We start from the raw sequence: 25,955 nt of genomic DNA, 5'->3' as shown, positions 1-25,955 counted from the left end.
TCGTATTTTTTTCACAATAAAATCTTATAAAACTCTCTTTATTGTCTGTTTATTTTTTCTCTTTGCTGCAAGAACCTGTTTTTTCATGGTCTTGATGGACTGTGCCAACTGACGTTTTGCAGGACATGCGAAACTACAGCTTCCGCACTCGATACATTCCAGTCCATGCCATTTTTCAAACTCATCTGCTACACCATGATCTGCCATCTTTGCAAGTCTGGATGGGATCAACTGTTCCGGACACGCTTCCACGCAACGTCCACAGTTAATACATGGAGATGGTTCTGCTTTTGCAACTTCATCCTCTGCCAAACACAACAGGGAAGAAGATGTCTTGGTTGTCGGGATATCTAAGGAGAACATAGAGAATCCCATCATAGGTCCACCGGAGATAATCTTCTCTGGCTGTACTTTGAATCCACCGGCAGCTTCTACTAATTCTGCATAGTTGGTTCCAATGTAATATAAGAAGTTTCCAGGATTTGCAACCGCATCACCTGTGATTGTTGATACACGGTTCATAACTGGTTTTCCTAATTTTACTGCGTTGTAGATTGCAATGATTGTCTCTACGTTATCTACGATACATCCTGCATCAGCAGGTAACATTTTGGAGTTGATTGCTCTTCCTGTAACAGCGTAGATCAACTGACGCTCACCACCCTGTGGGTACTTTGTCTGTAATGGACAGACTTCCATACGTGGTTCGTCTTTGGTTAACTCCTGTAATTTTGCGATACAGTCCGGTTTATTATTTTCAACACCGAACACACCTTTTGCTTTATCAAAGATCTGTAAAATAATCTTCATTCCGGCAACTAACTCTTCCGGATTTTCAAGCATTCTGCGATAGTCAGCCGTCAGATATGGCTCACACTCTGCGCAGTTTGCGATAATGTACTCAATCTTCTCCGGCTCCTTTGGAGAGAGTTTTACATGAGTTGGGAAACCGGCACCACCCATTCCGACAACGCCTGCTTCTTTTACTTTGTTAATGATTTCTTCCTTGGAAAGAGCTGTCACATCCTCACATGGAGTGAACTCAGCTTCCTTATACTCTCCATCATTCTCAATGACAATGGAATTCACCATATCTCCAACCGCTACACGGCGTGGTTCAATGGCTTTTACGGTACCGGATACAGATGCGTAGATTGGAGAAGAAACAAAACCTCCTGCTTCTGCAATCTTCTGACCTCTTAATACGGTATCACCTTTCGCTACAATTGGATTTGCTGGTGCGCCGATATGCTGGGATACCGGATAAACCAGATCGCCCTTAGGTAAAACTTCCTTGATTGGCTGATCTTTTGCCAGTTCCTTTCCTTCATAAGGATGGACGCCACCTTTAAATGTCTTTAAACCCATTTTTGTGCCCCGCTTTCTCTTATTTAGTATTATATTTTGCGCTAGAATCACAAAATATCATCAGCATGATTATAACACAGCTCTCTCAGATGAAATATGTTTTTTTTGTATTTTTTTTAGAACCTTTTGACAAGTTTTTAACAATAATATACATATTTTTTAGAATATATAAATAATTTTTACATAATAAAATCTATGTATTCTTTTCGCCGGATATGGTAAACTGTGGTGGAAAACACGATAAAGGAAACGATATACCTATGAAAATCTGGAACAAAACACACCATCTAACCGATACAAATTTAATTTTAAATGAAACATTCACAGAAGACGCATTTTTCTTTGATATTGAAACGACCGGTTTCTCTCCCACCTATACTTTCCTCTACCTGATAGGCTGTGCGCACCGTGTGGGTGACAATTTTATCATCACACAGTATTTCGCCGAGACAAAAGAGGAGGAAGGCGCGATTCTCTCTGCCTTTCTGCAGGAACTCTGCCACTATCAGACCGTCATCTCCTTCAACGGACTTGGATTTGATATTCCTTATTTAAAAAAGAAATGTGAAAAATATGGTCTTACACACCCTTTTGACGAAAAAGACTATATTGATATTTATAAAGAAGTTTCTGGCTTAAAAATTTTTGCTCAAACTGCCAGACTACAAACAGAAAACCATAGAACGTTTCCTTGGTCTCTCCAGAAATGATACTTTTTCCGGAGGTGAACTGATCGAAGTTTACCAGAATTATTTAAAAACTCCCGATGAGCAGGCAATGTTCTTTCTGAAACAGCACAATTACGAAGATGTGCTTGGCATGACCGGACTGATTGCCATCCGCAGTTACAGAAAGCTTTTTGACGGGGCTTTTACTGTGAATTCGACAGAAACAAATATTTACAAAGACCGCAATGGCATCCCTCAGAAGGAGCTGATCCTCACGCTGCAAAACCAATACCCGATCCCACAGCGTGTCTCCTGCCAGACGGATGCATTTTATCTGATCTGTGATGGCATGCAGTCCAAATTGCGGATTCATCTGTTTGAGGGCACATTGAAGTTTTTCTTCGATCACCCGGAAGATTACTACTATCTTCCGGCAGAAGATATGGCAATCCACAAAAGTGTCGCCACCTATGTAGACAAAGATTTCCGTAAAAAAGCAACTGCCGACAACTGTTACACAAAAAAAGACGCTATCTTTGTTCCACAATACGAAACATTGATCACGCCTTTTTTCAAAGAATCAAGCAAGGACAAGCTCACTTATTTTGAACTGACCCGGGAGTTTCTGGATTCTGATTCTCTTCTGCGCCAGTATACCAGTCATGTTTTCCGCCATTTTCTTGCCGCAAAACATTAGCTTTGCTCTGCGTCTGTCCTTTCTTCTTTTTGGATCTGGCAGAACTCAATCGCAAAAATAACCAAAGACATCACCGCGGTCATAATATTGCTGACTGCCATCACAATGCCTGCGCTCACGTTGCCGAGATCTGTGAAATGCTGCAGTCCCCATAACACCGGAATTCGAAAAACAAACACTCTGGAGAAATTCAAAAGCAGTGTCAGTTTTGTTTTTCCATATCCATACAAAAATGCCATGACCGCAGCGCTCGCGCCAAGAGGAATCGTTCCTAATGCTTCCATTCTGTATATTTCCATGATCCTGCCCGCAAATTCATGATCTCCATTTGCAAACAGATCTGCAATCTGATGCAGGCAGAGCAGGGAAGCCGACATCAGTATCACACTGAGGATAAGGTTCATGACAAGCACACACCAGAAAGCCTTCAACGCCCTCTTTTTCTTTCCTGCACCAAGATTCTGGCTGATGATCGCAGAAGCACCCTCCTGAAATCCATTCTGTGGATTTGTCGTAATGCCTCCAATATTGTTCGATATTCCAAGTGCCCCGACTGTGAGTGTACCATAGACGGTACTCATGGAATTGACTACAACTTTTCCCAGTGAAAATGCCATTTTCTCAACGATCACCGGAACGGAAAGTTTTACCATAGGTGCGACTACCGATTTTCGGAATGAAATTGCCTTCCAGGAAAAACCGAAAACATTTTCTTTTGCATTCATATAAAACACTGCGGCACCAAACAGCGTCAGCTGCGAAACAATCGTCGCAATCGAAATATAATTAATCCCACCTTTTAACACATAAACAAAGAAAGCTGTCAGTGACAATTTAATTCCGATCACCATCATATTCAAATTTAAGATGCGTTTGGAATTTCCTCTTGCCCGCTCAATTGCGATATACACATTATTAAAAAAGATGATGACAAGACTGACTAGTTCCAGAATAAAATAGACAGTCCCCTCCTCGATAAATTCTTCCGGCGTATTCGCCAGTCGTAAAAATTGCGGAGCAACCGGGATCAAAATTGCAAGAATTGCCATGCCAAGCAATCCACATAAAGCAAAAAGTGTGCTCACACGTCTTTTGACCAGTTCAAAATTTCCTTCTCCATAGGCTTCACTGATCTTAATGCTCGCTCCAACCGCAAGTCCACCGCCCAGAGCAGAAATCGCCATGTTGATCTGTGACAGATATGCGACCGTTGACACTGCATTTGCACTGATGTGCGCCGCCATCATCGTGTCCAGTATTTTAAAAAGCTGGTTCAGGCTCTGATAAATTGCAAGTGGATAGCATACTTTCCAAATCACTTTCCACATAGATCCTTCCAGTGCAAATTCCCGGAATTTCCGATCCTTTTCCGATAAAGCAACGTTCATTTTATCTTCTCCTCATGTAAATAACTTTACTTTTTCTATAGTTCCATGATATAACTTTAAAATAAGTATTCATACTGTTTTTATATGCTGTTATTTTATTTTTTACTGATTTTTTGCCATATACTTTCAAAAGGAGAAATTTCATGGAAGAGATTCTTTTATCAGATAAAATCAAAGATTACAAAATTGACTTTGCAGAACGCGATGCTGATTTTCATATGGATCGATTTCACTACCATCCATATTACGAGATTTATTTTCTGCTTTCCGGAAACTGCAGTGCACTGATCAATCATTCTATTTACCACCTGGTTCCGGGAGATTTTGTTCTGATTCCGCAATCCGCCATGCACCGTTTTGTGTATGACTGCAATTCGACAGTAAAACGCTACAATTTATTTTTCACAATGGACTTTGCCGCTTCGCTTTTTCATTCTGATACAAAGGATATCCTGGAGCATTTATTTCATTATCCTGTGCTTCATCTTACTTCTCTGCTTCAGGGCAATGCCACGCGCTTATTTGATACCTTATATCAGGAAACCGTAGGACAGGACTCCTGCAGTCAGGCTGTGATTCCCGCTTATATTTCTCTGATTCTCTCACTGCTTGTAAGAAACAGAGATCACATACAGCTGCAGGATCTCGATTCCGCAGAAAATGCCATTCAGGCATCCGCCCGTTATATATCCACGCATTTTCAGGAACCTGTATCTCTGCATATGGTCGCAGATTATGTACATATGAGTCCAACTTATTATTCCAAAAAATTCAAACAAATTACCGGGGTAGGTTTTAAAGAATACCTGACAAAGACACGCCTCTACGAGGCCACAGAATTATTGACACATACCAGCCTGAACGTGACAGAGATTGCCATCCGCTGTGGTTTTAATGATGGGAACTATTTTGGGGATGCTTTTCGGAAAGAATTTGGTCTCTCACCACTGCAATACAGAAAAAGGCAGAAAAACCTTTTGTGATGTTTTTCCGCCTTTTTTATTTTATTATTCTTTTTCAAAGAAGAAAGATTTATCCCGGACAAATCCAAGTTCCTTGTAATTCATAATCTGTTCTGTACTTCCGATAAAGAGAACTCCTCCCTTTGTCATGCACTGATTGAACTTTTTATAAATCTCATCCTTGGCTTCCTCGGTAAAGTAGATCACAACATTTCTACATACGATCAGATTACAGCCAGTCGGATATGGATCTTTCAGCAGATTGTGTTCTTTGAATTCCACCCTGCGTTTGATCTCATCTGAGATCTGATAGGATGTTCCAATTTTCTTGAAGTATTTATCCTTTAGATCCTTCGGAACATTCGCAATACTCTTCTCATTGTAGAGTCCCATTCTTGCTTTATCCAAAACCTGCTTGTCAATATCTGTAGCAATTACTTTGATATTAGCAAGTGGTATCTGTCTCGACAACGCCATAACTAGAGAATATGGTTCGTCTCCGGTAGAACATGCTGCACTCCAGACTTTCAGATTCTTTCCATAGGTTTTGATCAGTTTTGGGAATACCTCCCCCTCTAAGATCTTCCACTGCTCCGGATTACGATAAAATTCAGAGACATTGATGGTCAAAAAGTTGACGAACTGTTCGAATTTTTCCTTATCCTTTTTGATCAGGTCCACATATGCATCATAGGAAGTGATCCCATTCTTATTAATAAGCGTATCTATTCTACGACGCATCTGTTTTTCCTTATAACAGTTCAGATCGATCTTAGTTAACACATATACATCTTTTTTGAATTTTTCATAATTATCAAGCATATTATTCCTCTGTATGAACTTCAGCAGCTTCTACAGCATCCTCTTCCGGTGCCTCTAAGGCTTTGATTGATAAGCTGATCTTCTTGTCATCTTCATTGAAATCTACCACTTTTGCTTCGATTTCCTGTCCGATCTTTAATACATCAGCCGGTTTTTCTACATGATCCTTGGAGATCTGGGAAACATGAAGTAATGCATCAACACCTGGAGCAAGCTCAACGAATGCACCAAAATCTGTCATTCTTGCAACTTTTCCTTTTACAATATTGCCAACTGCAAACTTCTCTGCTGCTCCGTTCCATGGATTCTCAGAAGGGAATTTCATGCTGAGTGCGATTTTTGTATCGTTGATATCTTTGATGAATACTTTTACAGTATCTCCAACATTAAATACTTTCTTAGGACTTTCTACTCTGCCCCAGGACATCTCAGAAATATGAAGTAATCCGTCTGCTCCGCCTAAATCAATGAATGCACCGAAGTCTGTTACATTCTTAACAGTTCCTTCCATGACATCGCCAACTTTGATTTTTGCAAACAGTTCTTTCTGCTGCTCTAATTTCTTCTCAACTAATAACTGTTTTCTGTCACCGATGATTCTTCTGCGTTTTGGATTGAACTCGCTGATCACGAACTGGATCTCCTGATCTTTGTATTTGGAAAGATCTTTCTCATAAGAATCAGATACAAGGCTTGCCGGGATGAATACTCTTGTCTCATCAACAACAACACATAAACCGCCATCTAATACCTGAGAAACTTTTGCTGTTAAAACTTCTTTGTTCTCGAAAGCTTCCTCTAATCTCTTGCTTCCTTTTTCAGCAGCGAGACGTTTGTAAGTTAAGAGAACCTGTCCCTCGCCATCGTTTACTTTTAATACTTTTGCTTCCATTGTATCACCAACAGAAACCATAGTTGTAAGATCTGCGTTAGACTCGTTTGTATACTCATTGCGAGTGATGATTCCGTCTGATTTGTATCCGATATTTAAAACGATCTCATCAGGTTTCACATCGATAACGGTACCTTCAACTACCTCTCCATTTCTTATTGTTTTAAATGATTCCTCCAACATTTGTTCAAAACTCATTTCTGACATTCTTTTGAACCTCCTCAATAATATTGTTTGGGGTAGATGCCCCTGCGGTAATACCTACGTTATCGGTGGATTTTAATCTGGTCAAATCAAGATCCTTTATTGTTTGTATATAGTAAGTATTTTCACATTCTTTTTTACAGATTTCAAATAACTTCTGCGTATTAGAACTAGCCCTGCCGCCAATGACGATCATGGCATCGACTTCTTTTGCAATACGTTCTGCTTCAGTCTGTCTTTCCTCTGTAGCATTGCAGATAGTATTTAAAACAATAATATCATAACCTTTTTCGTTCACAATTTCAACTAATTCTTGAAATTTATTGTAATTAAATGTCGTTTGTGATACAATACACACTTTTTTTTCGGATGAAAGCGTAAATTTTTCCGCCTCCTCACATGTTCCGATCACGGTTGTCTCCGCTGGATCAGACCATCCTTTAATGCCTTCCACTTCCGGATGTGTCTCATTTCCAATAATAATAATATGATATCCTTCTCTGCTGTACTGTTCCACAAGACGGTGGATCTTCAACACAAACGGACAGGTTGCATCTACGATCTCAAATCCCAGTGCCTTGATCTCATCATAGATTTTTCTCTCTACACCGTGTGATCTTATGATCACGGTTCCTTTTGGCCTGCCCTTTAATTCATCGGTCGAATGGATGACCTGCACACCTTTTTTCAAGATCTGCAACAACCTCTTCATTATGGATGATCGGTCCAAAGGTATAGATCGGTGTCTGATTTTTTCTGCCTCTTTGTATACCGTTTCCACGGCTCTTTTTACGCCAAAACAAAAACCGGCACTTTTTGCTAAAATAATGTTCATAAATCATTCCTTATCTATTCGTTTTCTGATTCCTGTTTCTTTCAGCCGTTTTCCTGTTAACAGCCTTTTTTCTCTTCATAAATAGAGCGTATCGCTTCCACGACCTCATCAATATCCATCTCAGAAGAATCTACTAAAACCGCATCTTCTGCCTGTTTTAACGGAGAAGTCTCACGGTGCATATCCCGGTAATCGCGGTCGATGATATCCTTCTCAATCTCATCAAAATCACAGGAAACACCTTTTGCAGTCAATTCATCATATCTTCTCTGCGCTCTCGTCTTAGAACCTGCGGTCAGATAAATCTTCACCTGCGCTTTTGGAAGCACGCATGTTCCGATATCTCTTCCGTCCATGATAACGTCCGTGCTCTCTGCAAGTTTTCTCTGCAGTTCCACTAATTTGGTACGGACAACCGGATACACGCTTGTCGCAGAAGCCATATTACCGACTTCCTCCGTGCGGATAAATCCGTTTACATTTTTACCATTTAAAATAACCTGCTGCTCATTATTTTCATAGGCAATGGTCACATCCACATCCTGACATGCTTCTGCGATTTTTGCTTCATCCGAAGAGGCGATTCCGTTTGTCAGAAAATAATATGCCATGGCACGATACATCGCACCGGTATCTACATAGATAAAACCAAGCTCCTTTGCCAGTTTCTTTGCGATTGTACTTTTTCCAGCTCCGGCTGGTCCGTCGATTGCAATATTCATACTCATAATATATCCATTCCTCTCATTTTTTATCTGTTTTTCGATACTGTTCACCCGTACCTCGTTCCTGCAACGATTTTTCTACTCCACACACATCCCTGCAAGATGTCCGGTAGACCATGCGATCTGGAGATTGAAACCACCTGTCAGGGCATCTAAGTCTAATACTTCCCCACAGAAATATAAATGTCTGACAAGTTTTGACTCCATCGTCGATGGATTTACCTCGCTGACTCTGACCCCGCCTTTCGTGATGATCGCCTCATTAAAATCACGAAGTCCATTTAACGTTAACGGGAAAGCCTTGATAAGCCGCACAAATTTCAGCCGCTCCTCTTTTGTGATCTCGTTTACTTTTTTATCCGGATCGATCCCGGATAATCCGATCATGACCGGGATCATTTTTGCCGGGAAAAGCTTTCCAATGGAATTTTTGAACTGTTTGTTCTTTGCTTCCTCAAAATCTTTCAACACACGCTTGTCTAACTGTTCTTCCGTCAATGCCGGCTTTAAGTCGATCTCCATTGCAAGAGGCTCTTTTGCGATATCCGGCCTGATCATCGCACTTGCAGTCAGAATCAATGGTCCGCTGACGCCAAAATGCGTAAATAGCATTTCTCCGAATTCATCATAAAGTACCTTCTTTCCACGGTAAATACGGACATTGACATTTTTTAAAGAAAGTCCCTGCATCTCCCTGACATAGTCCTCTTTTGCGTTAAACGGCACAAGGGAAGGTCTTATCTCCGTCACAGTATGTCCTGCCTCTTTTGCAAAGCGGTAGCCATCCCCGGTTGATCCTGTTGTCTGGTAGGAAAAGCCTCCGGTGGCAACGATCACGTCATCCGCCTGGATTTTCTCTCCGTCAGAAAGCCGCACACCACATACCTTTTTTTGTTCCTCTTCCCCGGAATCTTCATATAATAATGTGTCCACTTCACTGTGAAGTCTGATCTCCACCTGATCTTTTTTTAATACACGCTGCAGTGCTGCGATCACGTCCGAAGAATGATCTGAAACCGGGAAAATGCGGTTTCCGCGTTCATTTTTTACCGGCAGCCCAGCCTGTTCAAAAAAATCAATGACCATCTGGTTATCATATGCGTAAAATGCACTGTATAAAAACTTCCGATTGGTCATGACACTGTTAAAAAGTACATCCATATCACTGGAATTGGTAATATTACACCGTCCCTTTCCTGTGATAAAAAGCTTCTTTCCCAGTTTCTCATTTTTTTCCAACAATGTTACATGATGACCGTTTTCTGCCGCAGCGATCGCCGCAGACATTCCGGCAGGTCCTCCGCCGATCACAACTACTCTACTCATTAAATTCGGTATCTCCTATTTTTCCATATCGCATTTTAATGGAGTCATCAATATAATTGATCTCATCACTCTCATATACCTGATATTCATCCCAGATATCTTCCAGCATCTCCAGTGTTTTTGCAACTTTTTTGCGGTTCTTCATGCAAAGTGCAACGATCAGCGCATTGATGACACTGAGCGGTGCTACCAGAGAATCCACGATCGAAGCCATATCACTGTCTGCGATCAGATTGCAGGAGGAATAAAGATTCATCGGGGAATGTACACTGTCTGTCAATGTGATCACTTTTGCATTGCGGTTATTTGCAAATTCCATTGCCTTTAAAGTCCGCATGGAATAACGTGGAAAACTGATCCCGATAATCACATCATCCTTTCCGATCCGCACCATCTGTTCAAAAATCTCGCTGGAGCTGCTGGTCTGAAGCAGATGCACATTATCAAACATCAGGTTAAAATAGAATGCCATAAAGGATGCTAACGGCGCACAGCTCCGGATTCCAATAATATAAATATGTTTTGCGTTTAAAATGGTATTCACTGCGATCTCAAATGCTTCCTGATCGATTTTCTCCAACGTGGTATTGATCTTGTCCGCATCCGAGTGCAGGACCGATTCCAATATTTTCGACTGACTGATCCTTCCATAGGTCACTTCCATACGCTGGATCGAATTCAGCTTGTTTCTCACAAGTTCTTCCAATGCATTCTGGAATTCCGGATACCCTTTGTATCCCAAATGTGTTGCAAAACGCACAACGGTTGATTCACTGACGCCAACTACTTCACCTAATCTGGCGGCTGTCAGAAAAACTGCCTTATCATAATTATCTGTGATATATGTAGCTAATAACTTTTGTCCCTTGCTTAATCTGCTGTAAGATTCATTAATACGATTACTCAGATCACGCGTATTACCCATAGTTCCCCATCCTGTTATCCAATTTCTGTCCGGCAGCTTTTACATAGTATCTGCTGCTTTCGGAACATTTTCAAAATTCCAACATTCTAATTATAGCAAATAGGAACTTTTTTGCAAGAAAAAAGAGGCTGAAAACCAGCCCCTTTTCTGTCCTGTCTTATACCGGATATGCTCCGTTCTTAGTATCTGCTACTGTGGCATCTACTTTTTTCTGCTGAGCTTCTCTATATTTAAAGAAGTCTGTGGCAACCTGTGGGAATAAAGCGTAGGTTAATACATCTTCATCCTGCTGTTTCCACTGTTTCATCTCAGCTTCGATCTTGTCTAATTCAGGCTCAAGCAAGTCTGCATATCTGCATGTGATCGCATTCTTCTTATCCTCGCCGAGTACCTTATCAACAACCTCTGGATTGAAAGGTTTTACTGTCTGACCATACTTTCCGAGTAAAACGTCTTTTGTCTCCTTTGTGGCAACTTTGTAACGCTCACCCATCAATACGTTAAATACAGCCTGTGTACCAACGATCTGGGAAGAAGGAGTTACAAGAGGTGGTTCACCAAGGTCTTTACGGACTCTTGGGATCTCCTTTAATACTTCTTCGTATTTATCCTCTGCATGCTGCTCTTTTAACTGGGAAACCATGTTGGATAACATACCACCTGGTACCTGGTATAATAAAGTCTTAATGTTAACGCCAAGTACTTTTGTATTCATCAGACCGCTCTCTAATGCTTCTTCTCTCATTGGTCTGAAGTAATCAGCGATCTCTGCAAGTAAGTTCTGGTCTAAACCGGTATCAAATTCTGTTCCCTTGAATGCCTCCACCATAACTTCTGTTGCAGGCTGGCTTGTTCCCATAGAGAAAGGAGAGATTGCAGTATCAATGATATCGCATCCTGCCTCTACTGCTTTCATGTATGTCATGGAAGCAACACCGGAAGTATAGTGTGTATGAAGCTCGATCGGTAAAGATGTAGAATCTTTCAAAGCCTGAACTAACTCTGTTGCTTTGGAAGGAACTAACAGTCCGGCCATATCTTTGATACATAAAGAATTAGCTCCCATATCTTCTACTCTCTTAGCCATATCCATCCAGTATTCCAGTGTATATGCATCACCTAATGTATAAGATAATGCAACCTGCGCATGTCCGTTCTCTTTATTGCAGGCTGTAACTGCTGTCTGAAGATTACGGATATCGTTTAAACAGTCAAAAATACGGATAATATCAATACCGTTTGCGATAGATTTCTGTACAAAATACTCTACAACATCATCTGCATAAGGACGGTATCCCAAGATATTCTGTCCACGGAATAACATCTGTAATTTTGTATTTTTAAAGCCATCTCTTAATTTACGAAGACGCTCCCATGGATCTTCTTTTAAGAAACGAAGGGATGCATCGAATGTAGCACCACCCCAGCACTCAACAGCGTTGTATCCGACTTTATCCATTTTATCAACGATCGGAAGCATCTGTTCTGTTGTCATACGTGTTGCGATCAGGGACTGATGCGCATCACGCAGAACGGTTTCTGTTATTTTTAAAGGTTTTTTAACAACTTCTGCCATGATTTTCTATTCCTCCTAAATTCCAAAGATTGCCATGAATACACCGGCTGCTACTGCAGTACCGATAACACCGGCAACGTTTGGTCCCATTGCATGCATAAGTAAAAAGTTTGTCGGGTCTTCTTCTGCTCCGACTTTCTGTGACACACGGGCTGCCATTGGAACGGCAGAAACACCTGCAGAACCAATCAGTGGATTGATCTTGCCCCTTGTGATCCAGCATAATAATTTACCAAATAATACACCGGCCGCAGTACCAAACATGAATGCTACAAGACCAAGGATAACGATCTTGATCGTTGTCCAGTTTAAGAATGCCTCTGCACTCGTGGAAGCACCAACTGATGTACCGAGTAAAATTACTACGATATACATTAACGCATTGGATGCTGTCTCTGATAACTGACGGACAACTCCGGATTCGCGGAATAAGTTACCAAGCATTAACATACCAACCAGTGGAGCTGTTGTAGGAAGGATCAGACACACCACAATTGTTACCACGATAGGGAATAAAATCCTCTCCAGCTTTGATACCGGACGCAGGTTCTCCATCTTGATCGCACGCTCTTTTTTGGTTGTAAATAATTTCATGATCGGAGGCTGGATAATAGGAACTAACGCCATGTAGGAATACGCTGCCACTGCGATTGGTCCCATCAGGCCTGACTGTCCTAATTTTCCTGCAAGGAAAATAGAAGTAGGTCCGTCTGCACCACCGATGATAGAAACAGCCGCTGCTGCTTTATCATTAAAACCTAATAAAATTGCAAGGAAGTATGCGCCAAAGATACCAAACTGTGCCGCTGCTCCAAGCAGGAAGCTGATCGGGTTTGCGATCAATGGTCCAAAGTCTGTCATCGCACCTACACCGAGGAAGATCAGTGAAGGCAGGATCGACCATTCATCTAACGTGTAAAAATAATGGAACAAACCACCGACACCATTGCTCATCATTTCCGGTTCTGCAAAAATATCCGGGTAGATATTTACAAGCAGCATACCAAATGCGATTGGAACCAGAAGCAATGGTTCAAATCCTTTGGCGATTGCAAGGTAAAGGAATACACAGGCAACAAGGATCATGATGAAATTTCCGACTGTCAGGTTAAAGAAGGCAGTCTGGTGAAGGAGATTGTCCATTGTCTCCATAAAATAACTCATAGTTATCCTCCTAAAATACTAGTTTAATGTAGCAAGTAAAGCGCCTGCTTCTACCATATCACCAACATTTACATTGATACTTGCAACAGTACCATCCTGTGGTGCAACAACTGGTGTTTCCATTTTCATGATCTCTAAAACAAGGACAGCGTCACCTTTTTTCACTGCCTGGCCTACAGAAGCTTCGATCTTAAATACTTTTCCTGCTGCTCCTGCCTCAATCTTAACGCTTCCTGCGCCACCTGCCGGTGCTGCTGCCTTTGGAGCTGCTGCCGGAGCGGCTGGTGCTGCTGCACGTCTTGGTGCTGCTGCCGGAGCACTTACGCTTCCGTTCTCTTCTACTGTAACATCATAAACATTTCCATTTACGGTAATTGTATAGCTTTTCATTTAATAAATCCTCCTGATCATAAAGGTAATCAATATCTTTTATTTCATATTGTGACTGGTTCTTTTATCTTCTGTGGATAGAACGAACGACAAAAGAATCTGTGGATGTTCCTTCGCTTGCTGCGATCGCTGCAGAAATAACAGCTACAAGTTCAAGGTCATCTGTAAGGTTTTCATTTACTGTCTCAACTGCCGGTGCTTTTGTTGCTTCTGTTTTTGCAGTTTCTTTCTTCGGAGCACCAACTTTTGAAATAAACTTAAAGCAGTAAATGATCAGACTGATAAGTATTAATACACAGAATACAGTTCCCATTCCCATCAAAGTATTGAGAGCTGCCTTTTCTAACTTCTCGCCTAATGTATACACGATATCTGCTGTTGCATCAGTCATCTCGATCTCTTCTGTCAGATAATTGTATTCATAGACGAATGTTACGTCCACATCTCTCTCAGAAAAATTTACGATCTGGTCAACGGTAACAGTATCGCTTGTCTTATCAATAGAGAACTCACCCAGACCAACAAATGTACCCACATCAGATGTCGTGTCCAGCCATGACTGTAAAAGACTGATCACAGCTTCTGCCTCTGTGTATTCTCTTCCATACTGTTTTGCATACTGCTTTGCATACTGCTCATTTGTCTCAATTGCCGCAGATAACTCCTCCTCAGAAAATGCTGCAATTGAAGTTACCAAGTTCTGTGCGCTGCTCTGTAGATCAGAGTAACTCATTCCGCCGTAGTCAACATCCTGCGGATCAGCGGATCCACAAGCTGCGAGTGTCAGCGCCATGATGCAAAGACAAAGCATTAAAGATAATTTTTCTTCATAACTTCACCTTTCTATTTTGTTCCATGTTTCTTATCCGGTGTGCATACACATTTTGTGTAAAGCATCTCAAATGCTGCAACAAGATATTTTCTTGTATCTGCAGGCTCAATGATCAGATCAACATAGCCTCTTCTTGCGGCAGTCACTACATTTGACTGTAATTTTTCATATTCTTTTGCTTTCTCAGCAAGAACATCTGCGGAAGCGTCTGCATACATAATCTTAGCTGCAAGTTCTGCATCCATCATACCGATCTTGGTCTCCGGCCATGCATATACTAAATCTGCTCCGATCGATTTGGAGTTCATGGTCACATAAGCACTTCCGAAAGCATCGCCTGCGATCAGGTTTACTTTTGGACAGGTTGCAGATGCAAATGCAGAAGTCATGTGGGCAAGTGCCTTTGCAAGACCTTTTTCTGCACACATGCATGCCTTGAATCCTGTCACATTTGTGATAGATAAAACAGGGATCTCGAAAGCATCACAGAAACGGATGAACTCAGATGCTTTCTCGCATCCTTTTACGGTAAGCGCTGCCTCAAAAGTCTCTGCTGTCTTTCCCTCTTCATCATGGATCTCTGTACAGTTTGCAACTGCACCGACAGTCATGCCATTTAATTTGATAAATCCTGTCACCATGTTCTTTGCGTAATCAGCTTTTGTCTCAAAGAAGGCATGTCCGTCTGAAATCTCGCTTAAGAGATATCTTGCGTCGCCCTTCATAACATCCATGCTTGCACATGCGCGGTTTAAATCATCCTCACATTCCTCTGTGTAAACATCTCCCTCATTATTTAAAGGAAGCATGGATACTAACTCACGGATCTGTGCGAGGATCTCATCCTCTGTGCCGACATAGTCAACACAGCCTGTCTCTTCGCTCTGGAATTTTGCTGCGGATGTATCGCATTTTTCAATTCTGTTGCCCTCGATCGCATTTGGGGAATTGATGAACATCTTAGCCTTGGTTTCTTCCATAAAAGCGAAATCAGATAAAGCTGGAACAACTGCAAGACCGCCGCCACAATTTCCAAATACGGCACTGATCTGTGGAATCACACCGGATGCCTCGATCTCTTTGGCATAAATCCTGCCAAATCCGTCTAATGCATCGACAGACTCCTGTAATCTCATACCTGCACAGTCAATAAAACCGATGACCGGTGCGCCCATTTTCATTGCCATGTCATATACATTGGCAATTTTCTTTGCATGCATCTCACCGATTGTTCCGTTTAATACGGATGCATCCTGGCTGTAAACATATACCAGATTGCCATCGATCAGACCATACCCTGTGATAACACCGTCGGATGGTGTGTCTGTGTCTGCAAGATTAAAGTCTGTATTTCTTGCTGTTACAAGAGAACCGATTTCCATAAAACTGTTCTCATCGACTAACTTGGTAATACGCTGCATTGCCAAGCTATCATTACTACTACTCATTCTTTAGCCCTCCATCTATAAAAAATTAACAAATTTCGCTATGATAATATTACCTCTTTTCCAAACAATTTTCAAGTGCATTGTTAATTTTTTGACAGAATTTTTTCCAGATCTTTACCACATATTGTCAGACAGCGAGTTTTAACACCTGTCTTAAGCACCACTCAAAATCCAATTTCTCCATATCTTCTGTGGTCTCCACCTGATATTCCCGCAATACCATGCCGCCCAGTTTATAATAGATGGCTCCGGCACAGCTTCCCTTTTTTACCGGTGCACTCAGTTTTTGTGCGATCCGATACTCCACTGTCACCTGTTCCCCCTCTCTGAGCAGTACGTGGGAGAGATCTTTTTTCAGGACGGCATGCAGTTTCATGTACACCTGTTCTCCGATTCTGCCGCCCTGTGCATGTTCAATGGGAACCGGTGCAAATCTGCTCCCGTCCAGTGCGATATCGTCCAGATCGCAGCGCTCATAAGCGGCAAGCCCATACTCCATAAGCTTTCTCGTATCCGACCATTTATAAGTTCTATTGTTCGGCCAGCCGCATGCAAGCAGTGCCACAATATATGTTTTTCCATTTTGTTCCAGTGCACCCACATAACAGTATCCGGCGTTTCCCGTAAATCCCGTTTTCCCGGAGACTGCCCCGTCCATCATCTTTAAAAATGCATTATGGTTGTAGCAATGGTAGGCATATTTTCCACTCACATCCGTAAACGTATACTCTGCCTCCCCGGTGATTTTCAAAAACTGGTCTGCCTTTGGAGATTCCTTAATGCAATAACGCATGATCTGCGCAAGGTCTTCCGCAGTCGTGTGATGAAACTGAATGTCCTTCTGTGCGTCCAGACCATTGGGTGTTATAAAAAAAGTGTCCTTACACCCGATCTTTTTTGCATAGTCATTCATCAGCTTTGAAAAATGCTCCGTTGTGCCGGCAACCTGCTCTGCGATCACGACTGCACAGTCATTAAAGGACTCTAACATCATCGCATAAATGAGATCTTTCATCCGGAATTTCTGTCCTGCCGGTGCTCCCAGATGCACTTTCGGCGCTTTCGCCGCCTGCACGGACACCTCTGTGATCTGCTCTAAATCACAGTTTTCCAGTGCAATGATGCAGGTTAATATTTTGGTGGTACTCGCATTGGCAAGTGCCTCTGATCCGTTTTTACTATATAAAATACGTCCGGAACCGCCATCCATTAAGACTGCCGCCTTTGCGAAAAGCTCCGCTTCTTCCGGCGGCTCCTGCGCTGCCATCAATTTTGTTGGATATGTAAATAGAATGATAAGACATATGATAAATGAAATTGCTCTTTTCAAACCCAGAACCCATTTTTTCTCTTCACTCATCTATATGCAGAAATGAAATATGGTATGCTTTTTCCCTTATATATCCAGTTTTACTTTCATCTCTTCTTCTGCTTCCTGCTTGAACTCCTCGATCTGAACCTGATCTAACATTGGCAGTTCATCCAGGGACTGCACACCAAAGCTTCTTAAGAACTCCTCCGTTGTGCCAAACAAAAGCGGACGTCCCGGTGCATCTAATCTGCCGAGTTCCTTCACCAGATTGTACTCGACTAACTTGTTGACCGCATGGTCGCAGGAAACACCGCGGATCTTCTCAATCTCCACCTTTGTGATTGGCTGCTTGTACGCAATAATAGAGAGTGTCTCTAAAAGTACATCCGTGAGCACATGTTTTTTCGGCTGCTTAGCAATCCGTATCAGGTACTCATACATTTCGCTTTTCGTGCACATCTGATAGGCTCCGTCCAGCTCGATGATCTTCATGCCAATGCTCGGCTTCTCATATTCTTTCATGAGATTCTCAATAATTTTCTTTGTCTCTTTTTTATCTAATTCCAATGCAGCGGCAATTTTTTCCAGTTCCACGGATTCTCCCATGGTAAAAAGGATTGCCTCCACAATCGCTTCATAATTCTTTTCTTCCATTCATCTATTCCCTATGCCATCAAGACCTGTTAAGCGGCCATTTTCGATTCTATCTTAATATCATCAAAAGTGTGTTCCTGTGAGATAAAAATCTTTCCCACCTTCATCAGCTCTAATATTGCCAAAAAAGTAACAATCACTTCCACCTTGCTCGCCTGCGCTTCCAGAAGGTTGCGGAAGCTGAAATTTCTGTGTGTTTTGCAGAAGTCCTCCACATACAGCATCTTATCCGAAAGTGAAACTTCTTCCTTCTCGATCTTACCAAACTTCGAACGCACCGGGTCAATCTTATCCACCTGTTTTTTCATAATGGACTTAAAAATCTGATCGAGCTTTGCCAGATTCATATCCCCGACTAATTCTGCAAGATCTACCGGTTCCTCATACTCTGCAACTTCCGGTGGGATCGTAGGTTCCTTAAAAAACACCTGCTCCGCATCCATCTGTCTGTCCCTGAGTTCATAAGCCATGCACTTGTACATCTTGTACTCCAGCAGCTGCTGTACAAGTTCTGCCCTCGGATCTTCCTCCTCTTCCTCCTCGGATTCTTTCTTCGGAAGCAGCATCCTGGACTTAATATCGATCAACGTGGCAGCCATGACCAGAAATTCACTCATGACATTTAAGTCATTCCGCTTCATCTCCGCGATATATTCCATGTACTGATTCGTGATCTCTACAATCGGGATATCATAAATATTCACTTTATTTTTTTCCAACAGATGTAAAAGCAGATCCAGTGGACCTTCAAACACCTGAAGTTTTACCGTCAGCTCCATATATGATAACTTCCTTGCAATGTTTCGTCCGGTCTGCCATGACACAAACCATAAGAATTTAATTTGTAAATCGCAACGTATCAATTTTATATGGAAACCGAAAAAAAGCAAGCATAATGTACAGGTTCTCCGGCTAAAATGAAGTAGAAACGTCGCAGGCTGCGCCTTTTTGCAGATATGTGACACTGAAACCCAAAATTTTCGGAGGTATCCCAAATGCGCCTGTTATGCTCTGCCCTTCTTTCTGCAAACCTGCTCCTTGGAAGCAGTTTTTCCCTCCTGTCACCGTACCATTTTTTGTGTCAGGACAATATTCTCCCAAAAAACATTTTTTCCTTTGAGAGAACCTTTGTTCTTTCCGAGACACCGGCGGAATCCACTCCGGCGGCTGATTCGTCTGACGTTCTCAATCTGTCTGCCCCGAGCGTTCTTCTCATGGAAGCATCTACCGGAACGATTCTGTATGAAAAAAATTCCCATACAGTCCTCCGCCCTGCAAGTATCACGAAAATCATGACGCTAATTCTCATTTTTGACGCGATCGAATCCGGTCAGATTTCTTTAGAAGATACTGTCACCGTGTCAGAATACGCTGCCAGCATGGGTGGCTCGCAGGTCTTTTTGGAACCGAATGAAACGCAGACCGTCGACACCATGATCAAATGTATCAGCATCGCAAGTGCCAATGACGCATGCGTTGCCATGGCGGAATTTATCTGCGGCAGTGAAGCCGCTTTCGTAGAAAAAATGAATGAGCGTGCCAAAGGACTTGGCATGAACGACACTACATTTGTAAATTGTTGTGGTCTTGACGTTGACGGACATATGACAAGCGCCTATGATGTTGCCCTGATGTCCCGCGAGCTGACCACGAAATACCCACAGATCCATGATTATTCTACCATCTGGATGGATACGATCACGCACGTCACAAGACGCGGTTCGGAGGAATTTGGTCTGACAAACACCAACAAGCTGATCCGGCAATATCAGTATGCAACCGGGCTTAAGACCGGCTCGACGAGCCTTGCAAAGTACTGTGTCTCCGCCACCGCAGTAAAGGACGGCATGGAACTGATTGCAGTCGTCATGGCCGCCCCGGATTTTAAGATCCGGTTTGCCGATGCAGCCACACTTTTAAATTACGGTTTTTCCAAATGTCGGATTTATTCGGATGAGAACACCGACACACTCGCCGCACTCCCATTAAAAAAAGGAATTTCCGATGAAGTCTCTCTCTGCTACCGCTCCCCATTTCAATATGTGGTTACAGACGGTTCCGATCTCTCCGGTATCACTAAAGAACTGGAACTGCCGGAATCTGTGGAAGCCCCGGTTGCATCCGGTGATGTCATCGGGCGCGCTGTCTATAAACTGGGCGACAGGGAACTTGGAACGGTCGACATTTTATGCAGCGAGGATATTGCCGCCGCTGTCTACAAAGATTATTTTATGGAATCACTGCAAATGTACCTGCCATAAATCTGCGAATTATTACCGGAACAAAATGTAAATAAACTGTATCAAAAAGCAAAGGGCAGAGAAACCTATCACCGGCTCTCCACCCTTTGTTACCATTTTACAGCAACGGTGCAAACAGACGCATCATGCCCTGGAAAATACGAATGAACACATTCTGACCTCTGCAGAATTCCAATGTCATTTCCTCGGAAGCCGCAAAAGTATCCATACAGTCCTCTTTCAACTGCATCAAGGCTTTCGTTTTATACATAAACACACCACACTCAAAATGCAGGAACAGACTGCGGTAATCCAGATTGATACTTCCCACAGTTCCAATCTTATCATCACAGAGAAAACTCTTGGCATGAATAAAACCAGGTGTATACTGATAAATTTTTACACCACATTTGAGCAGCGGTTCATAATGGGACTGCGTCAAAAGGAAAATCATTTTCTTATCCGGGATTCCCGGTGTCACGATCCGCACATCCACACCACGCTTTGCAGCGTTGCACAAACTCACCAGCATCTCATTGTCAATGATCAGATACGGCGTAAAAATATACACATACCGCTCTGCATGGTTGATAATATTCAGATAAATATTCTCTCCTACTGTCTCATGATCCAACGGTGTATCACCATAAGGCTGTACAAAGCCGTCTCCCTCAAAAGGTTCTTTCTGGTATACCTGTGGCATGAACTGTTTGTAATCCTCAGAGGAATGGTTGATGTAATTCCACATTTCCAGAAACATCACAGTCATACTCCACACAGCTTCGCCCGCTAACCGGATCCCTGTATCTTTCCAGTAGCCAAACCGTGACGCCACATTGATATATTCATCCGCAAGATTGATTCCTCCGGTAAATCCAACTTTTCCATCAACCACAAAAATCTTCCGGTGATCCCGGTTATTCATAACAACGGACATGATCGGGCGGAATGGGTTAAATGCTGCACACTTAATGCCTTTTGCCTGCAATACCTTATAATATTTTGGCGGCAGTGTATTGATGCAGCCGATATCGTCATAAATCAGCCGGACATCCACACCCTCTTTGCTTTTTTGCTCAAGTACCTCCACGATGCGGTCAAACATCACTCCCTGATCTACGATAAAATATTCCAGAAAAATAAAATGTTCTGCCTTTTCCAGATCTGCAAGCATATCCGGGAACATCTCTTCTCCACAGCTGTAATATTTTGTGGACGTATTATGATAAAGCGGAAATCCTGCCCAGTCATTGATATATCTGGACTGACGATAAACAGAAAGATCCTCTCTCGCTAACTGTTCTTTGATCTCCGGTGTCTGATAAAGGCATGCACTCACCTCCCGGTTCACGGAATCCATACGTTCCTGTGTTTTCTTCGTAAGACTTGATCTGCCAAAAATCATATATAATAACAGTCCAAGCACCGGGGACAGCAGGATAATGAATGTCCACGAAAGTTTATTTGCTGGATTCGTCCAACGGTTTACGATCACCAGCACCACAATAATTGCGATTGTCCTGATCGCAAGATTTGCATATGTGAACTGATAACTGAACTGATACATGACCATTACAAGCCATAAAAACTGGAGAATAATGGAAACTGCAACGATTGAAAATCTTCCTAATAATAAATGTGCTATTTTTTTCATCTGTATTCTTCGCCCCTTTCCGATTATTCTAATATCAGAAAATGAAAATGTCAAACTACAAGATTGTTCACATGTAGCATTCCCCAGCATTTTCTGCCAATCTGCTCCCCTCTCGGATATACACTTTCATAGAGTTTAAGTTTCATCTCTGTCGGCGTATAATCCGGGTATTTCTGATATGCAAGTGCGATCGCTCCGGAAACTACCGGTGCAGCCATTGAGGTTCCGCTTTTCACAATATATCCCTTTGCATCTTTACTGCAGCTTTTCACATTTGTTCCAGGTGCAAGGACTTCCGGTTTCACGATACAGCATTCCGTCGGCCCGAATCCGCTGTAATTTTTTGTCAGTCTCCCACTGTTTCCTGTTTCTGTCACATTATCATCCCAGCTTCCGACCGTCAGCACTTTTCTGGAAATTCCCGGAATTGTGACAGAGTTTTCCTTTGGGCCATTATTTCCCGCCGCTGTCACCACCATGATTCCCTGATTCCACGCCTCGTCCACAGCGTGAAGCAGCTGCTCCTGCTCATTTTTTCCTGCACTTGCCATCATCCCGACTGAAATATTTAAAATTTTCACCTGATATTTCTCCCTGTTTTGTAAAAGCCAGTCCATTCCCTCTAACACATGGCTGGTAACTCCGTTCCCCTTCTGGTCCAATACTTTTAGTACCACAAAACGAACCCCTGGCGCCACCCCGCTTAACAGCCGCACGCCACGCTTATCCTTAGACATCAGTCCACTGCCGCCAATGATTCCTGCGACATGTGTTCCATGCCCATTATCATCATACGCCGCAAGTTTCTTCTGGCAGAAATCCTCAAAATGTAAAATTCTCTGGTCAAAGTCCAGATGTGGGGCAATCCCGGTATCCATGACCGCCACAGTGATATTTTTGCCGTTCAAGCCCATTTTATATGCACGGTCACAATGAATGACACGTTTCACTCGATCCATAAATGTTATCCTTTTTTCTATCAGTATATGAAAATCAGAAACTTCCAGTGACAAAGCCAAAACAATAGCATGCACGCTCCGCGAACATTCTATTGTCAAACAAAATGAGGTATTCCCCGAAAGTAACACTTTTGGAAAACACCTCACATATTATTTTTTCTATTTTATTCGTTTATTAGTTGTTCTCTGGAACATCTTTCATGGAGAAGCTGATTCTTCCCATCTTATCTTTTCCAAGGCAGACAACTGTTACTTTATCACCTAATGTAAGAACATCTTCTACACGATTGATTCTCTCTTTGGAAATCTTGGAAATGTGTACCATTCCTTCTTTTCCAGGAGCGAACTCGATAAATGCACCAAACTCTTTGATGCTTACAACTGTTCCGGTGAAGATCTGACCTTCCTCAAAATCAGTTGTGATCGTCTTGATCATGTCGATTGCTTCCGCCATCTTCTCTTTGTCTGTTCCACATACAGATACTGCACCCTCATCTGTAATGTCGATCTTGACATCTGTGCGGGCAATGATCTCGTTGATGGTCTTACCTTTCTGACCAACCACATCACCGATCTTATTTGGATCGATCTGAATCTGGATGATCTTAGGAGCGTATGCACCAACTTCTTTACGAGGTTTTGAAATTGCTTTGGACATTACTTCATCCATAATGTAAAGTCTTGCCTCACGTGTTCTTGCAATTGCCTCCTCTACGATTGGTCTTGTCAGACCATGGATCTTAATATCCATCTGGATTGCTGTGATACCTTTATGGGTACCGGTTACTTTAAAGTCCATGTCTCCGAAGAAGTCCTCAAGTCCCTGAATATCCGTAAGTACGATATAATCATCATCTGTATCACCTGTTACAAGACCACAGGAGATACCTGCTACCATGGATTTGATTGGTACACCTGCAGCCATAAGTGCCATACAGGATGCACAGGTAGATGCCATGGAAGTAGAACCGTTAGACTCAAATGTCTCGGATACCGCACGGATTGCATATGGGAATTCCTCCTCAGAAGGAAGTACTGCAACAAGTGCTTTCTCAGCAAGTGCTCCGTGTCCAATCTCACGACGTCCCGGGCCACGGGATACTTTTGTCTCACCTACAGAGTATGCAGGGAAATTATACTGATGAATATATCTCTTTGTTGTAATATTTGCATCAAGTCCATCAATCTTCTGTACTTCAGATAATGGAGCCAATGTAACAACATCACAGATCTGTGTCTGTCCACGGGTAAACATTGCAGAACCATGTACTCTAGGAATCAGATCAACTTCTGCTGCCAATGGACGGATCTGGTTGATTGCACGGCCATCTGGACGTTTGTGATCTTTTAAGATCATCTTACGTACTGTCTTTTTCTGATACTGGTAAACGGCCTCACCTAAAACAGCAAGCCATTCTTCCTTATCGGCAAATGCCTCTGCCAATTTATCTGTGATCTCACGGATGTTCTCTTCACGTTTCTGTTTTTCATCCGTGAAAACTGCGTTCTCCATATCTTCCGGAGTCACAATCTCTTTCATTGCAGCAAACATCTCATCCGGGATTGCACAGCTTGTGTATTCATGTTTTGGTTTGCCACATTCCGCAACGATCTTATCCATAAACTGGATAATTGTCTGGTTTACATCATGGCATTTGTAGATTGCTTCGATCATTTTCTCTTCCGGGATTTCATTTGCTCCGGCTTCGATCATGATAACTTTTGTTCTGGTAGAAGCGACTGTTAACTGTAAATCGCCTTCATCCCATACTTTCTGGGATGGGTTTACGATGAACTCACCGTCTACCATACCCATCTGAGTCATGGCACATGGTCCATCGAATGGGATATCTGACATGGTTGTTACAAGTGCAGAACCGATCATACCAACCACCTCAGGGCGGCACTCTGGATCTACGGACATTACCATGTTATTCAAAGTAACATCGTTACGATAATCCTTAGGGAATAATGGTCTCATTGGACGGTCGATAACGCGGGAAGTAAGGATTGCATTCTCAGATGCTTTTCCCTCTCTCTTATTGAAACCGCCTGGGATCTTTCCTACTGCGTACATTTTCTCCTCGAACTCTACGCTTAATGGGAAGAAATCTACTCCATCTCTTGGCTTGTCTGATGCTACTACAGTAGATAATACAGTTGTCTCACCATATTTGATCAATGCAGCGCCGTTTGCCTGTGCACACACTCTTCCGATATCTACCGTAAGAGTTCTGCCGGCAAGTTCCATTGAAAAACTTTTATACATGTTTTCTCTCCTTTAAATTTTGTATACGCCACAGCATACTGTGTGACTAAAACAGAAGTACCGAAACTACTGAACCATACATGCCTGTCCGCCATGTACCCTTCAGTGGTCTCGGGTATTTAGACTTCTGCCTCGTTTTATTGTACTAGAAATATTCGGAATATACAAGCAAAAAAATAGAGCGGTGAAAACTCCGCTCTATTCTGCTTATACCTACTATTACTTTCTTAAGCCTAAGCTGTCGATCAATGCACGGTATCTCTCGATATCGATTTTCTTTAAGTAAGCAAGTAAACCACGTCTCTGACCTACCATTTTCAGAAGACCTCTTCTGGAATGATGATCATTTGGGTTCTCTTTTAAGTGATCTGTTAACTCTGTGATACGGGCTGTTAAAAGAGCTACCTGTACCTCTGGAGATCCAGTATCGTTTGCTGTTCTACCGTATTTAGCGATAATTTCCTGTTTCTTTTCTTTTGCGATCATGTTATGATCCTCCTTCTTATTCTTAATCACCCAATAAAACATGATACTCAGCGAAAGGTCGGAGTGTCCATTCACCGAATATGGGCTAAACTCATGCCTGAATAGTATAACACAGTCTTTCTGTATTTGTAAACAAAAATTTTATAATTAAGCCAAATT

General features: G+C 42.3%; 24 protein-coding genes. 4 read left to right on the top strand and 20 right to left on the bottom strand.

The genetic code is table 11. The features are described from left to right. Nucleotides 1-24 precede the first annotated feature (24 nt). Nucleotides 25-1,368: an electron transport complex subunit RsxC gene (gene rsxC / locus ROSEINA2194_RS02275; RefSeq protein ID WP_044926961.1), complete on the bottom strand. Its 1,344-nt coding sequence runs from the start codon at nucleotides 1,366-1,368 to the stop codon at nucleotides 25-27. Nucleotides 1,369-1,628: 260 nt separating this feature from the next. Between rsxC and ROSEINA2194_RS19535 the strand changes: the two genes are divergently transcribed. Both ROSEINA2194_RS19535 and ROSEINA2194_RS19530 read left to right on the top strand, forming a co-directional pair. Then, the gene (locus tag ROSEINA2194_RS19535) at nucleotides 1,629-2,078 is read left to right on the top strand and encodes a ribonuclease H-like domain-containing protein (protein WP_049887971.1); all 450 of its coding nucleotides are present in this window, start codon (nucleotides 1,629-1,631) and stop codon (nucleotides 2,076-2,078) included. Next, complete coding sequence (locus ROSEINA2194_RS19530; protein ID WP_081453858.1) at nucleotides 2,014-2,733, top strand: ribonuclease H-like domain-containing protein; 720 nt, start codon at nucleotides 2,014-2,016, stop codon at nucleotides 2,731-2,733. Before ROSEINA2194_RS19535 ends, ROSEINA2194_RS19530 begins: the two co-directional genes overlap by 65 nt. Here the strand turns inward: ROSEINA2194_RS19530 and ROSEINA2194_RS02265 are convergent. Next, on the bottom strand, nucleotides 2,730-4,121 hold the full coding sequence (locus ROSEINA2194_RS02265) for an MATE family efflux transporter (protein WP_007882873.1): 1,392 nt from the start codon (nucleotides 4,119-4,121) through the stop codon (nucleotides 2,730-2,732). The two genes, ROSEINA2194_RS19530 and ROSEINA2194_RS02265, sit on opposite strands and share 4 nt — an antisense overlap. Before the next feature lie 143 nt (nucleotides 4,122-4,264). Between ROSEINA2194_RS02265 and ROSEINA2194_RS02260 the strand changes: the two genes are divergently transcribed. Beyond that, nucleotides 4,265-5,104 carry a helix-turn-helix transcriptional regulator gene (locus ROSEINA2194_RS02260; protein WP_007882868.1) on the top strand — a complete coding sequence of 280 codons (840 nt, stop codon included), beginning with the start codon at nucleotides 4,265-4,267 and terminating at the stop codon, nucleotides 5,102-5,104. Between the two features lie 24 nt (nucleotides 5,105-5,128). On the opposite strand, the gene ROSEINA2194_RS02255 is transcribed toward ROSEINA2194_RS02260, so the two are convergent. The 14 genes from ROSEINA2194_RS02255 to ROSEINA2194_RS02190 all read right to left on the bottom strand — a co-directional run bounded on the left by ROSEINA2194_RS02255 (nucleotide 5,129) and on the right by ROSEINA2194_RS02190 (nucleotide 18,967). Beyond that, nucleotides 5,129-5,905: a CheR family methyltransferase gene (locus ROSEINA2194_RS02255; protein ID WP_007882866.1), complete on the bottom strand. Its 777-nt coding sequence runs from the start codon at nucleotides 5,903-5,905 to the stop codon at nucleotides 5,129-5,131. A gap of 1 nt (nucleotide 5,906) precedes the next feature. Beyond that, nucleotides 5,907-7,004 carry a 30S ribosomal protein S1 gene (gene rpsA, locus ROSEINA2194_RS02250; protein WP_007882865.1) on the bottom strand — a complete coding sequence of 366 codons (1,098 nt, stop codon included), beginning with the start codon at nucleotides 7,002-7,004 and terminating at the stop codon, nucleotides 5,907-5,909. Beyond that, complete coding sequence (gene ispH, locus ROSEINA2194_RS02245; RefSeq protein ID WP_007882864.1) at nucleotides 6,985-7,836, bottom strand: 4-hydroxy-3-methylbut-2-enyl diphosphate reductase; 852 nt, start codon at nucleotides 7,834-7,836, stop codon at nucleotides 6,985-6,987. The genes rpsA and ispH overlap by 20 nt, the downstream gene beginning before the upstream one ends. A gap of 56 nt (nucleotides 7,837-7,892) precedes the next feature. Next, nucleotides 7,893-8,564, bottom strand: a complete 672-nt coding sequence (gene cmk / locus ROSEINA2194_RS02240; protein ID WP_044926965.1) for a (d)CMP kinase — start codon at nucleotides 8,562-8,564, stop codon at nucleotides 7,893-7,895. 75 nt (nucleotides 8,565-8,639) lie between these two features. Beyond that, a complete protein-coding gene (locus ROSEINA2194_RS02235) occupies nucleotides 8,640-9,887 on the bottom strand; it encodes a BaiN/RdsA family NAD(P)/FAD-dependent oxidoreductase (RefSeq protein ID WP_007882855.1) in 1,248 nt (415 codons plus the stop codon). Further along, nucleotides 9,880-10,812, bottom strand: coding sequence for a MurR/RpiR family transcriptional regulator (locus ROSEINA2194_RS02230; protein WP_007882852.1), 933 nt, complete (start codon nucleotides 10,810-10,812; stop codon nucleotides 9,880-9,882). Before ROSEINA2194_RS02230 ends, ROSEINA2194_RS02235 begins: the two co-directional genes overlap by 8 nt. Nucleotides 10,813-10,969: 157 nt before the next feature. Further along, nucleotides 10,970-12,388 carry an oxaloacetate decarboxylase subunit alpha gene (locus ROSEINA2194_RS02225; protein ID WP_007882851.1) on the bottom strand — a complete coding sequence of 473 codons (1,419 nt, stop codon included), beginning with the start codon at nucleotides 12,386-12,388 and terminating at the stop codon, nucleotides 10,970-10,972. Nucleotides 12,389-12,403: 15 nt separating this feature from the next. Further along, complete coding sequence (locus tag ROSEINA2194_RS02220) at nucleotides 12,404-13,552, bottom strand: sodium ion-translocating decarboxylase subunit beta (RefSeq protein ID WP_007882850.1); 1,149 nt, start codon at nucleotides 13,550-13,552, stop codon at nucleotides 12,404-12,406. A gap of 18 nt (nucleotides 13,553-13,570) precedes the next feature. After that, the gene (locus tag ROSEINA2194_RS02215) at nucleotides 13,571-13,942 is read right to left on the bottom strand and encodes a biotin/lipoyl-containing protein (RefSeq protein WP_007882848.1); all 372 of its coding nucleotides are present in this window, start codon (nucleotides 13,940-13,942) and stop codon (nucleotides 13,571-13,573) included. A gap of 64 nt (nucleotides 13,943-14,006) precedes the next feature. Next, nucleotides 14,007-14,753 (bottom strand): OadG family transporter subunit, encoded by a 747-nt coding sequence (locus ROSEINA2194_RS02210; protein WP_252832536.1) that lies wholly within the window; start codon nucleotides 14,751-14,753, stop codon nucleotides 14,007-14,009. Nucleotides 14,754-14,785: 32 nt separating this feature from the next. Then, nucleotides 14,786-16,222, bottom strand: coding sequence for an acyl-CoA carboxylase subunit beta (locus ROSEINA2194_RS02205; RefSeq protein ID WP_007882845.1), 1,437 nt, complete (start codon nucleotides 16,220-16,222; stop codon nucleotides 14,786-14,788). Nucleotides 16,223-16,349: 127 nt separating this feature from the next. Next, nucleotides 16,350-17,582, bottom strand: coding sequence for a D-alanyl-D-alanine carboxypeptidase family protein (locus tag ROSEINA2194_RS02200; protein WP_007882843.1), 1,233 nt, complete (start codon nucleotides 17,580-17,582; stop codon nucleotides 16,350-16,352). Between the two features lie 36 nt (nucleotides 17,583-17,618). Beyond that, the gene (gene scpB / locus ROSEINA2194_RS02195) at nucleotides 17,619-18,188 is read right to left on the bottom strand and encodes an SMC-Scp complex subunit ScpB (RefSeq protein ID WP_007882840.1); all 570 of its coding nucleotides are present in this window, start codon (nucleotides 18,186-18,188) and stop codon (nucleotides 17,619-17,621) included. A gap of 29 nt (nucleotides 18,189-18,217) precedes the next feature. Continuing rightward, nucleotides 18,218-18,967, bottom strand: coding sequence for a segregation and condensation protein A (locus ROSEINA2194_RS02190; protein ID WP_007882834.1), 750 nt, complete (start codon nucleotides 18,965-18,967; stop codon nucleotides 18,218-18,220). 216 nt (nucleotides 18,968-19,183) lie between these two features. On the opposite strand from ROSEINA2194_RS02190, the gene ROSEINA2194_RS02185 reads away from it, so the two are divergent. Further along, a complete protein-coding gene (locus ROSEINA2194_RS02185; protein ID WP_007882833.1) occupies nucleotides 19,184-20,449 on the top strand; it encodes a D-alanyl-D-alanine carboxypeptidase family protein in 1,266 nt (421 codons plus the stop codon). A 97-nt stretch (nucleotides 20,450-20,546) separates the two neighbouring features. Here the strand turns inward: ROSEINA2194_RS02185 and cls are convergent, their stop codons facing one another. The 4 genes from cls to rpsO form a co-directional block, all read right to left on the bottom strand. Continuing rightward, the gene (gene cls, locus ROSEINA2194_RS02180) at nucleotides 20,547-22,082 is read right to left on the bottom strand and encodes a cardiolipin synthase (protein ID WP_007882832.1); all 1,536 of its coding nucleotides are present in this window, start codon (nucleotides 22,080-22,082) and stop codon (nucleotides 20,547-20,549) included. A gap of 50 nt (nucleotides 22,083-22,132) precedes the next feature. After that, the gene (locus ROSEINA2194_RS02175; RefSeq protein WP_044926960.1) at nucleotides 22,133-23,041 is read right to left on the bottom strand and encodes a S8 family peptidase; all 909 of its coding nucleotides are present in this window, start codon (nucleotides 23,039-23,041) and stop codon (nucleotides 22,133-22,135) included. 175 nt (nucleotides 23,042-23,216) lie between these two features. Beyond that, nucleotides 23,217-25,310 (bottom strand): polyribonucleotide nucleotidyltransferase, encoded by a 2,094-nt coding sequence (locus tag ROSEINA2194_RS02170; protein ID WP_007882830.1) that lies wholly within the window; start codon nucleotides 25,308-25,310, stop codon nucleotides 23,217-23,219. A 219-nt stretch (nucleotides 25,311-25,529) separates the two neighbouring features. After that, nucleotides 25,530-25,796 carry a 30S ribosomal protein S15 gene (gene rpsO, locus ROSEINA2194_RS02165; RefSeq protein WP_021924165.1) on the bottom strand — a complete coding sequence of 89 codons (267 nt, stop codon included), beginning with the start codon at nucleotides 25,794-25,796 and terminating at the stop codon, nucleotides 25,530-25,532. Between the last annotated feature and the right edge of the window lie 159 nt (nucleotides 25,797-25,955).

Source organism: Roseburia inulinivorans DSM 16841, assembly GCF_000174195.1.
Taxonomy (GTDB): Bacteria; Bacillota; Clostridia; order Lachnospirales; family Lachnospiraceae; genus Roseburia; species Roseburia inulinivorans.
Note: the sequence above shows the minus strand (reverse complement) of the source record. Positions and strands in the feature narration are given on the sequence as shown.